At 61.4% G+C, this 10,932-nt stretch carries 5 protein-coding genes; 3 read left to right on the top strand and 2 right to left on the bottom strand.

Annotated elements, in window-relative coordinates; translation table 11 throughout:
- From ACYPYD_RS25490 to ACYPYD_RS25480, 3 genes are all read left to right on the top strand, one after another.
- A partial coding sequence (locus ACYPYD_RS25490; protein ID WP_459666342.1) for an AraC family transcriptional regulator occupies nt 1-786 on the top strand: 786 nt, incomplete at its 5' end.
- 771 nt (nt 787-1,557) lie between these two features.
- The gene (locus ACYPYD_RS25485) at nt 1,558-3,069 is read left to right on the top strand and encodes an ATPase domain-containing protein (RefSeq protein WP_459666337.1); all 1,512 of its coding nucleotides are present in this window, start codon (nt 1,558-1,560) and stop codon (nt 3,067-3,069) included.
- 1 nt (nt 3,070) lies between these two features.
- The gene (locus tag ACYPYD_RS25480) at nt 3,071-6,442 is read left to right on the top strand and encodes a PAS domain S-box protein (protein ID WP_459666333.1); all 3,372 of its coding nucleotides are present in this window, start codon (nt 3,071-3,073) and stop codon (nt 6,440-6,442) included.
- A 519-nt stretch (nt 6,443-6,961) separates the two neighbouring features.
- Here the strand turns inward: ACYPYD_RS25480 and ACYPYD_RS25475 are convergent.
- Both ACYPYD_RS25475 and ACYPYD_RS25470 read right to left on the bottom strand, forming a co-directional pair.
- Nucleotides 6,962-8,272 carry a glycoside hydrolase family 130 protein gene (locus tag ACYPYD_RS25475; protein WP_459666345.1) on the bottom strand — a complete coding sequence of 437 codons (1,311 nt, stop codon included), beginning with the start codon at nt 8,270-8,272 and terminating at the stop codon, nt 6,962-6,964.
- The gene (locus tag ACYPYD_RS25470) at nt 8,259-10,580 is read right to left on the bottom strand and encodes a glycosyltransferase (RefSeq protein WP_459666331.1); all 2,322 of its coding nucleotides are present in this window, start codon (nt 10,578-10,580) and stop codon (nt 8,259-8,261) included. The genes ACYPYD_RS25475 and ACYPYD_RS25470 overlap by 14 nt, the downstream gene beginning before the upstream one ends.
- Nucleotides 10,581-10,932: the final 352 nt, after the last annotated feature.

The following is a 10,932-nucleotide window of genomic DNA, read 5'->3' as shown; positions in this document are numbered from 1 at the left end:
CCGGTGCATATGGTCCAGCGTCCGGCGCTGTGCATCATCGCGCAGGGCAGCAAGCGCGTGCTGCTGGGCGATGCGGTGATCGACTATGGCCCTGCCAGCTATCTCGTCGCCTCACTCGATCTGCCCATCACAGGCGCTGTGACGCAGGCGAGCGCGGACGCGCCTTATCTCTGCTTCTGCCTCTATCTCGACCCCGCCCTGTTGTCGGAGATCGCGTTAACCCTGCCGCCTCTGCCGGCGGGCACGGAGGAGAGGGGCGGGATGACGCTGCACCCGATGACACCTGAACTGATTGACGCGGCGGCGCGGCTGACGGCGCTGCTCGGCGATCCGGCGAACGCGCCGCTGCTCGCGCCGCTCATCGAGCGGGAATTGCTGGTGCGGCTGATGACCGGGCCGGGCGCGGGCATCCTGCGCGCGATAGCTAGCGGCGAAAGCCGCACCAGCCAGCTGGCCAAATCGATCGCCTGGCTCAAGACCCATTTCCGCGAACCATTCAGCGGACCACACCTTGCCGCCCTTGCCGGCATGAGCCTGTCGAGCTTCCATGATCATTTTCGCCGGGCCACCGCCATGACTCCGCTGCAATATCAAAAGCAGTTGCGGTTGCAGGAAGCGCGGGCGCTGATGTTGGCCGACCGCCTTGATGCGGCAGAGGCGGGCTTCCGCGTTGGCTATGACAGCCCCTCCCAGTTCAGCCGCGAATACCGTCGCCTCTTCGGCGCCCCGCCTGTCCGCGACGTGGGGCGGTTAAGGGCAACGCCGCAGATGGCTATGGCGATTTGAGGGCGAGGCGTAGTGCGATCCGATGCGGGGCGACGATACTTGCCCAGCTGTGATCCGCTTCGTTACAGGGGCAATGACGCGCTTGGAGAGCGCCAAAGACTGGATCGACAGCACTCGCTGCTCGTCGTCGCCTGCAACATAGGGTTCGCTCCCCGAGCATTGCGAACCGTCCGCATCTCATGCCTCCCTTGGCGAGACAAATCGGGTGCGAAATCGGGACAGAGAGAATGTTGCGGATCATACGCTAGAGAACCAAGCTTCGCTGCCGTCACAGGGAGCGGTTCCTGCCGATGGCGCTATTGCACAACTCCGAGCGACAGCCGCGAGATATAGCTGACGGTCGGCACTTTGGAGTTTCGAAATGAAAGCCGAGTGTCTGCGTTGGGCCGGCTCCGATGGGCAGGGCCCATCTTAGTGTAAGCGAAGCCTGAGCCCCACCTTGCGGGTGTAAGTGACCCTATCCCGGTTCTGGAAATTTTGATCGATCTGCGCTTCGGACAAGACTTGCTCCTGACGGTACGGAGTGTGAACCATGCGCAATCGCGGTTGGCAGCGGGAACGAGAATGAACTTGGACGTTTCTACGCATGCTAGGACAGGACGTCGGGAACGCAGCAAGGTGGTCGAGCACGGTTGATTATAGCCGACCCGATACACTTTGTGCTTTGGGGCGTTCAGGTTGTTTGTCCTTGTTCGTCATGCCGGTAGGCAGCGGATCACCCTTCCGGTCTGCCTTTGCCAACAGACTCTTAATCCAAACGAGGAAACGCCATTGCCTGCCAACGATCCGACACTCAGGACGGCCTCTACCGGCATAGTCGGGCTCGACGATATTCTGAACGGTGGCCTTACCCTGGATCGTATGTACCTGATCGAGGGAACACCGGGCACGGGCAAGACGACGCTTGGTCTCGGATTTTTGCTGAGTGGTGCGGCCGCGGGGGCATCCTGCCTTTACATAACGCTAGCCGAGACCGAGGTGGAGCTTCGGGCGGTTGGCGCATCCCACGGCTGGTCTCTCGACAGTCTGCACCTGTTCGAGATGGTTCCCGCCGATGGGTTCAGCGAAGATCAGGAGCAGACCCTTCTGCATCCGAGTGAAGTCGAACTGGGGGAAACGGTTCGCAGCATTATGGCCAAGGTCGACGAGTTGCGGCCTGCACGCGTGGTGCTGGACAGCCTTTCGGAACTGAGGCTGCTCGCCCAAAGCCCCATCCGATACCGGCGCCAGATCCTGGCGCTGAAACATTTCTTCTCGACCCGGGAATGTACCGTCCTGTTTCTGGATGACAAAGGTGCCTCGGGGAGCGACCTTCAACTCCACAGCATTGCCCACGGCGTCATCTCGCTCGATCAGACGCTCGCCAGCTTCGGCGCGCAGCGCCGACGCCTTCATGTCGTGAAGATGCGCGGTCTGGCCTTCCGGGGCGGCTATCACGATTTCGAGATCGAGCGCGGCGGACTGCGAGTTTACCCGCGTCTCGTCGCATCGGAGCACGACACTGCCGACAACGCTGCGGCGATCACGACCGGCTCACCCGAACTGGACGCCTTGCTGGGCGGCGGGCTCGTACCCGGGACGGCCACTCTGCTGACGGGACCGGCCGGGGTCGGCAAGACGACCACTTCGGTCCAATGCATGGTCGCGGCTCTCGAGCGCGGCGAGAACGCGGCTTACTTCTTGTTTGACGAACGCATGCCCACGCTGATGGTCCGCAGCAAGGCGCTTGGCATGGATTTGCAGCCCTATCTGACAAGCGGGCAACTGCTGATGCGCGCCATCGATCCGGCGGAGATGTCGCCTGGCGAATTCGCAGCCTCGGTTCGCAGCGCCGTGGAAAGCCACGGCGCCCGCATTGTCGTGATCGACAGCCTCAACGCCTATCTCCAATCGATGCCAAACGAGCAATTCCTCGTTCTGCAGATGCACGAGATGTTGACCTACCTCGGTCAGAAAGGTGTGGCGAGCCTCCTCATCCTTGGCCTTCATGGCGTGACGGGAGACGTCCGTTCGGATGTCGATCTCAGCTACCTGTCGGACACCGTGGTTCAACTTCGGTATTTCGAGGCACACGGAGAAGTTCGTCAGGCCATATCTGTGATCAAGACGCGAACGGCACGGCACGAAAGAACGATCCGGGAGTTTCAGATCAGTGAGGACGGCTTGCAATTGGGTGAGCCGCTCCGTCAATTCCAGGGCGTTCTGACCGGCGTGCCCACGTTTTTAGGTGAAGGAAGAAATCTGATGGCTGCTCAACCGGATGGCGAGTTGCCGAACGGCTAGGATGAACCTCCGTGTTTTGATCCTGGCGCCGCGCGGGCGTGATGCGGCCATCGCTGCCGACCTCCTTGCCCGTAACGCGATTCCATCGCACATCTGCTCCGACCAGCAGGACCTTATCGAGCGGCTGCTGGAAGGGGCTGGGACTGTTCTTCTCACCGAAGAAGCTCTTGCAGCACCAATTCCGTCCCAACTGGCAACCTGGGTGGCCGGGCAACCGAAATGGTCGGACGTTCCCTTCGTCGTGCTTGCCAACGGTTCGCGCTCGCCGCGCACAGTCGCCGCAACGGCGCGCCTGGCGGAGCTTGGCAACGTCGTCCTGCTCGAGCGACCCTTGCATGCCGAAGCGATGCTTGGCGCAATCCGCTCGTCGCTGAAAGCCCGGGCTCGGCAATACGAAGTTCGCGATGCTGCTGCACTGGCGGATGCTCAGAACCGGGTGCTCGAACTCGCGGTCGCCCAAGCACCGCTTGCGGTGACCCTTGAGGCTCTCGTGCGCGAGGTCGAAGAGTTGTCCTCGTCGGGGGTCATCGCCTCGATCCTTCTGATTGACCAGGAAAGCCAGCGGCTGAGGCACGGCGCTGCCCCCAACTTGCCCGATGCCTATAACGAAGCGATCGACGGTATCGCGATAGGTCCCGCCGTTGGCTCATGCGGGAGCGCCGCATACCGCAAGGAACCGGTGTTCGTCATCGACATCGCAACGGACCCGCTATGGTCCGAGTACCGGGAATTGGCGCTGGCGCACGGCCTGCTTGCCTGCTGGTCATTCCCGATCCGATCCACCCAGGGCAACGTCCTAGGTACGCTTGCCCTTTATCACCGCGAAACCTGCGCTCCGGTCGAAAAAGATCTGGAGATCGTCGGCTTCGTCGTGCGCACCGCGGGAATCGTCATCGCCCGCGCCCTGACCGAACTCGAGTTGCGGACGAGCGAGGCGCGCTACCGCCAGATCGTAGAAGGGGCGGAAGACTTCGCCATCGTGACGCTTGATCTTGCAGGTACGATCACGGGCTGGAACAGTGGCGCCACTCGGCTCTTGGGTTACGCAGAGCACGAGGCACTTGGCCATTCGGGCGCTATGTTCTTCCCGACAGAAGACACGGGAAGTGGCGAGCCTGCCAAGGAGATGGAGCGCGCCGTTGATGACGGGCGCGCTGTCAACGAGCGATGGCACGTCCGCAAGGACGGCTCGCGGTTCTGGGGATCCGGCCTCACCATGCCTCTGGCAGGCGGTGAGGCAGGATTCGTCAAGATATTCCGCGACCGTACGCGTGAACATGAAGCCGAAGCGACGCTACGCGAAAGTGAAGCGCGACTACGGTTCTTCGGAGAAATCGAGGAACGTCTGTTCCGCGCAGGAGACGCATCGGACGCCATGCGAGCAGCGACCGAGATGCTGGGGCGCAAGCTGGCGGCGTCGCGATGCGCCTATGCGGACGTCGACACCGATGCTGATCGATTCTGGATTCGCAGCGACTACACGGCAAGCGACATCGTAAGCTCCGCCGGCGTCTACAGCCTCGATCTGTTCGGTCCACGCGCAGCCGCCGACATGCGTGAGGGAAATACCCTCGTCGTAAGTGACGTGGCGGAAGAACTGGATGCCGGTGAGGGCCGGGAGATGTTTCAGGCGATCGGCATCAATGCAATCGTGTGCTGTCCGCTCGTCAAGAATGGCTCACTGGTGGCCATGATGGCGATCCATCAGAATGAACCTCGTCACTGGACCGCATCGGAAATCGCGCTCGTCAAGGAGACTGTCGAACGGTGCTGGGCGCATGTCGAGCGTGTCGGCGCCGAAGCGCGTCTCAAGGAAAGCGAAGAGCGATTGCGTCTGGCCGTCGAGAACGCAGAAATTGGCTTCTGGGATGTCGATGTCATCAGCGACCGCTTGATCTGGCCGGCCAGGACAAAGGCTATGTTCGGGATATCCGCGGATGTGCCGGTGAGCATGAACGATTTCTACGGCGGGCTTCATCCGGAAGACCGCGACGCGACCATCGCAGCTTACCTTGCCGCTGCCGATCCCGATCTTCGTGCATTGTACGATGTCGATTACCGCACCATCGGCAAGGAGGACGGCGTCGAACGCTGGGTTGCAGCAAAGGGCCGGGGTCTATTCGATGCAAGCGGGCGCTGCTTGCGCGTCGCCGGGACAGCGCTGGACATCACCGCGCGCAAGCAGGCCGAGATTGCGCTTCGCGACCTCAACGCCACGCTGGAGGCCCGGGTTGCCGAAGCTGTCACCGAGCGGGAGGAAGCACATGAAGCGCTTCGTCAGAGCCAGAAAATGGAAGCCATGGGCCAGCTTACCGGCGGCGTTGCTCATGACTTCAACAATCTTCTCACCCCGATCGTAGGTGCACTCGATCTATTGCAGCGAAGAGACGTGGGCGGGGAGCGCGAAAAGCGCCTTATTGCCGGCGCGGCACAATCGGCGGAACGCGCAAGGATTCTCGTGCAGCGCCTGCTCGCTTTCGCGCGGCGTCAGCCGCTGCAATCCACAGCGGTAGATATTGCGAAACTGGTCGCGGACATGGGCGAACTCATCGAAAGCACGACCGGGCCGCAGATCAAGGTTGTCGTCGAGAGTCCCGCTGACATCCCGCCCGCCAAGGCGGATCCAAACCAGCTGGAAATGGCGGTCCTCAACCTCGCCGTGAATGCCCGCGATGCCATGCCGGAGGGAGGCACGCTACGTATCTCGGCTTCGGTGGCAAACGTGGGTTCGGGGCACCGGTCACGGCTGGTGCCAGGCAGGTACGTCTGTCTTTCGGTAGCCGATACCGGCACCGGCATGGACGAAGCCACGATAGCCCGTGCCATCGAGCCGTTCTTTTCCACCAAGGGTATCGGCAAGGGTACGGGACTGGGATTATCCATGGTGCACGGACTGGCTTCCCAGTTAGGCGGCGCGCTCACGATCGAGAGTCATCTCGGGCTCGGCACGAACATGCGGTTATGGCTCCCGCTCAGCGAACAAAAGGCCGAAGAGCACGCGATACCGCCTCCGATTATCCCGTACGCCCCACGACTGGGCACTGCCCTTCTCGTTGACGACGAAGCGTTGGTCCGGATGAGCACGGCCGACATGCTCTCGGACCTCGGTTACGAGACCATTGAAGTCAGTTCAGCAGAGGAAGCCTTGCAGATCATGGCATCAGGACAGCATATCGATGTCCTCATCACCGATCACCTGATGCCGGGAATGAGCGGGCTCGAACTGGCCCAGAATGTGCAATCCACACGTCCAGAAGTACCCGTCTTGCTGGCATCTGGGTATGCGGACCTTGAAGGTATCGATGCCGAACGTCCGCGGCTGACCAAACCGTTTCGCAAGGACGATCTGGCTGCGGCGCTGTCTTCGCTATAGCACCTGATCATACCTTTCGTCTCAAATTCCACTCAAACGCATCAGCATCGGCGCTTCTCAAACAACATACTGGCCGGCATCTAGCTTCGCATTCGCGCCAACACGCCATGCCTAAAGGCCGCCGAGCAACTGTTCCGCGCCGGTAAGCTGGAATTCCGTAATCGGCCGCTTCTACGTGCGCGGGATTGAATGCTGCCGGTCCGCATTTGGTGAGCGAAATTTCGGCGTTGAGCGGCCGACAAGAGTCGACGGCAGGATAACGGCTTGCGCCCGTTCAAGTCGTTTTGTCTCGCAGATGTTTTTCCCAGAACCTGCCATTCAGCAGGTCCTCGCTCCCATCGACCTGCACGACTGAATTTGGGATCTTCGACCCGCCGATTTCGGTTGAATATTGGATGGCCGACATTCCCCATTAAGCGATGCTACCAATCGTCCCAGTTGGTTCGCACTAGCGCTGTATCGGCCCACCGATTACTTGAAGTTCGCCTTTTCGAACAACGTCCTCGCCTGTTTCCCGGTTTACTCCATCATCGCAAGCAGGGATCCTATCGAACAGGTCGCAAAGCCCACGGTACTGTCGGATATTCCATAGGGTATTAGCAACCGATCCTCGACCTTGAGCGCGCCGCAGGTGTAGATGACATTGGGCACGTAACCCGAACGGTCCGCATTTTCCGCCGTGAGCACCGGCTCGGGCGTACGAGCGAGCACCTTACTGGGGTCGCTACGATCGAGCAGCGCACAGCCGAGGGCATACTTGCGCATGGCGCCGACTCCGTGCGTGAACATCAGCCAGCCTTCATCGATCGGGATCGGGCTGCCGCAATTGCCGATCTGGATGAATTCCCAGGGGTACTTGGGCTCCATCAGCAACACGCCCTCGTCGTCCCACGTATCGATGGTGTCCGATTTGAGCAGGAACAGGTTCTTGCCGTCCTGCCGCCCGACCATGGCGAATTGTCCGTCGATCTTCTCAGGGAACAGGGCCATGCCCTTGTTGCGGCCCGCCTCCCCCCGGATCGGTTCGAGATCGAAACGCTGGAAATCACGGGTGCGCAGCAATTCCGACCGGATCGAACTGCCGGAATAGGCGGTGTAGGTACCGACCCATTCGAAATCGCCGCCGCCATGATCGAAGCGCACCAGGCGCAGATCCTCCAGGCCGCCGCGCTGCTGCTCGGTTATCGGGAAGATCACCGTGTTGGACAGGCTCGATTCCGTGTGGCGGTGGACCGACACCGAACAGTCGGCATCGAACTGGTCTTCCTCGTCAAGTTCCACCGATGTCGCGAAGGCGGCCTGGGGCCAGAGCCGGAAATCGCCACTGCATTCCGCGATACCCTCGCGAAAGGCGATCGAGCTGATGTGGCCTTCGCCCACCGCGCGCAGGCTCATGATGAAGCGCACGCAGCCGCCATGCAGTCCTGTCTGGTCGGGGGAAGGGACGATCGACGGATTCATGAGCGCAGCTGCGGCGAAGGTATACTCATGGCAGAAATACGAGCCGATCAGCCGCTGCTTGGTTTCCGAGAACAGGGAGGGATCGAGGCCAAGGTTGCTTGCCACTTCATCGAAGCGGCAGGCGAAAATCCTTTCGGTCTGCCAGTGGCGTTCCTTGAAGTCGCGCAGCACACGCTGGTACTCTAGTGCGGCGCGCTCTTCGGTGAGTGCGGCGATGTCATCCACCAGCGTCAGCGCCCGACCTCCGGGCGCATTCTTTGCCTGCCAGCCGAGATGGAAGGGGCGTATAACTACGCGCGCCGGATCGGCGTGCAGACGCGTCTCGAAGATACGAAGCGGCTCAGACCAAACATTCTCAGGCCGGTTCAAGCATTCCTCCTTCCCGCGGGAGCGGGGTGGACAGAGGGACAATCTCCATAAGCGCATAATGCGACAACTGAAAGGCCAGTATCGACTCCGCACCGCAATTCGCGTTGGCACCGCGCGGAGTTACCCCATCCCGGCAACGCCCCGTCGCAATGTCAGCAAGGATCGCACCCCGGTCATTGTCGCCGAAGAACCACCGCCATGCCATCATCGCATGCTCGCGCCAGAATGTGTTGCCGGTTACGCGCCATGCCGAGCCCGCAGCCTCGATCGCCGCCTGTGCTTCCAGCGGCTGCTGGTCGAAAGGCAGGTAATTGTGCTCCTTATGGAAGCTCTCCGAGCCGATTGGCCGGAACTGGCGCTTCGCCGAGACCTGCTGGGCACATATCCATTCCAGCGTTTCCAGTCCTGCGTCGGTCCAGTGTTCCTGCCCCAGCAATGCGCCGGCTTCGATCAGGGCCTGCGGCAGGCGCGGATTGTCGTAGCCGATCACGGCTTCGAACCACGCCCAGTCCGGCCGCCGCCCTTCGCCCAGAAGACGCATCAGGATGTCGCCGCCGCGCGCGGCAGCATCGCGGGAGGCGCGGTGCTCCGGATCGCGGCGCAGTACGGCGCAGGCGCCAAGCATGGCAAAAGCGATTGCTCGGGGTGATCCCAGTGGCGCCATGTTCTTGTTCACATCGTCGTAGAGATGAAGCGCCCAGTCAGCGACGCCGTCATCGGGTGCGCACGCATAAGTCTCGCCCAGTGTCCAGATCGCCCGCCCATTCGAGTCCTCGGAGCCTTCATCCTCACACCAACTGCGGTCGAACCGCATGAAGTTTCGAAAACGCCCGAGATCGGGGTTCCAGGCGAATTGCACGAAGGCGGCATAGGCGAGCGTCCACTTCATCCGCTCCGCTGCGGACAGACCCTGCGCCACGTTCATCAGCATGAGCGCGCGGGCATTGTCGTCGAGGCAGTAGCCGTGGCGGCGGTCTGGAACCACGCCGATCGAATGCTGGAGCATGCCTGTCGCGTCGCTCATCGCCAGCACTGCGGCGAGCCCCGGAATGGCGGTGGCTGGCGGCGCCGCCCGCTGGGGCGCGACCGCGCGAGCGACCAAACGCGCGGAGGCCTCGGCGAACTGCGGCCAGATCGTGGCGCGCCCGCGGCCGTAGGCACGTCGTTGCATGGCGGCCATCGCTTCCGGCGAGTCGAGCAGTGCATTGACGGCTTCGGCAATGGCTTCGCTCGAGCGCGGGCGGATCAGCCGGCCGACATCCTGCGCAAGCAGTTCGCGCGCATGGACATAGGGCGTTGAGATGACAGCCTTGCCCAGCGCCACCGCGTAGCTCAGAGTTCCGGATGTGGATTGCTCCAGCCCCGGATAGGGCGTCAGGTAAATGTCACACGCTTCCAATTGGTCGAGTAATTCAGGCGTGTCGAGGAAGCGGTTGTCCCAAATGATGTAATCGGCGACAGCGAGATGTTCGGCCAAGGCTATGAGCTTGTCGCGATAGGCCTCGCCTTCCTCGGCAACAAGGTTCGGGTGGGTTGCGCCGACGATGCGGTAGAGCGCCTCGGGGTGGCGTGCCACTATCGCGGGGAGGGAGCGGATCGCGTGTTCCAGCCCCTTGCCGGGGCCAAGCAGTCCGAATGTCATGAGCACCTTGCGGCCTGACAAGCCCAGCATCGACTTGAATTCTTCCTGGCGGCCGAATGGCCGGTCTGGCGCGCCGTGGTCGATAACTTCCAGAATGCCTGGCGGTGCACCGTATTCACTCTCAAGCAAGTCGCGCGAGTGACGCGACATCACCATGATACGCGAGGCGCGGGTCACGAGATGGCGCAGGATGCGGCCCTGGCGCGCGGAAGGCTCTCCCAGCACCGTGTGGAGGGTAAGCACCAAAGGTGCGGCCAGCAGATCGACGAACTGAATGACCATCTCGCCGTCACGCCCGCCGAAAATGCCGTACTCGTGCTGAAGCCAAACTGCGTCTACCCCGGACTCGTTGATCCGGCGGGCGACGCGGGCATAATCCTGCGGATCGCTGCGCGCGATGGTGTCCGCTACGTCCGTATATTCAAGAGGGCTTTCCGAATCATCCAGCGCATAAACGTCCACCGCGATTTCCCGATGAAATTCGCAAAGCTTCTCAAATACGTCGGTCGTGAACGTGGCGATACCGCATTTGCGAGGGACGAAATTGCCTACAAGTGCCACACGCATCTGTTTTTGAGGTTTTGTGCCACTAGCCTCGAAGATGGAATGGATGTCAGCGACTTCGCGCCCGAACTCAGGGTCTTGGGAAAACGGCAAGCGTACCATGTGCAGACCTTGAACGAGAAATGAACCCGTCTCCTCAAGTCACCGGCGTCGATTCAGTTTCATGCCGTGCTGCAAAATGAGACGGTCCGATGCATGTGTGATCCGGAATGATGGGAAGCCAGAAACCTGCGCAAGACCCGGCATCGAGGGCAAGACCGCGTAAAATGGAACTTCACGCTGACCGGTGCGGCGTACAATCTGATCCGTCTGCCAAAACTAATAGCGAGGGCCTAGCCTCTCCTATTCACCGGGGCGGTCAGGAGGGTTGGCGGGAGTAGCGTAAGGTTCTGTTCTGAAGTAGGAAATTGGGTGTCTAAGCCATCCCTTCTCCGGGACAGAAAAAGCCACGGGC

The organism is Novosphingobium sp. 11B (genome assembly GCF_054589055.1).
This window is presented reverse-complemented; position numbering and strand designations above follow the sequence as displayed.

Coding starts and splice junctions, on each gene's coding strand:
- ACYPYD_RS25480 (WP_459666333.1), top strand. CDS start 3,071: ATGAACCTCCGTGTTTTGATCCTGGCGCCGCGCGGGCGTGATGCGGCC.
- ACYPYD_RS25470 (WP_459666331.1), bottom strand. CDS start 10,580: ATGGTACGCTTGCCGTTTTCCCAAGACCCTGAGTTCGGGCGCGAAGTC.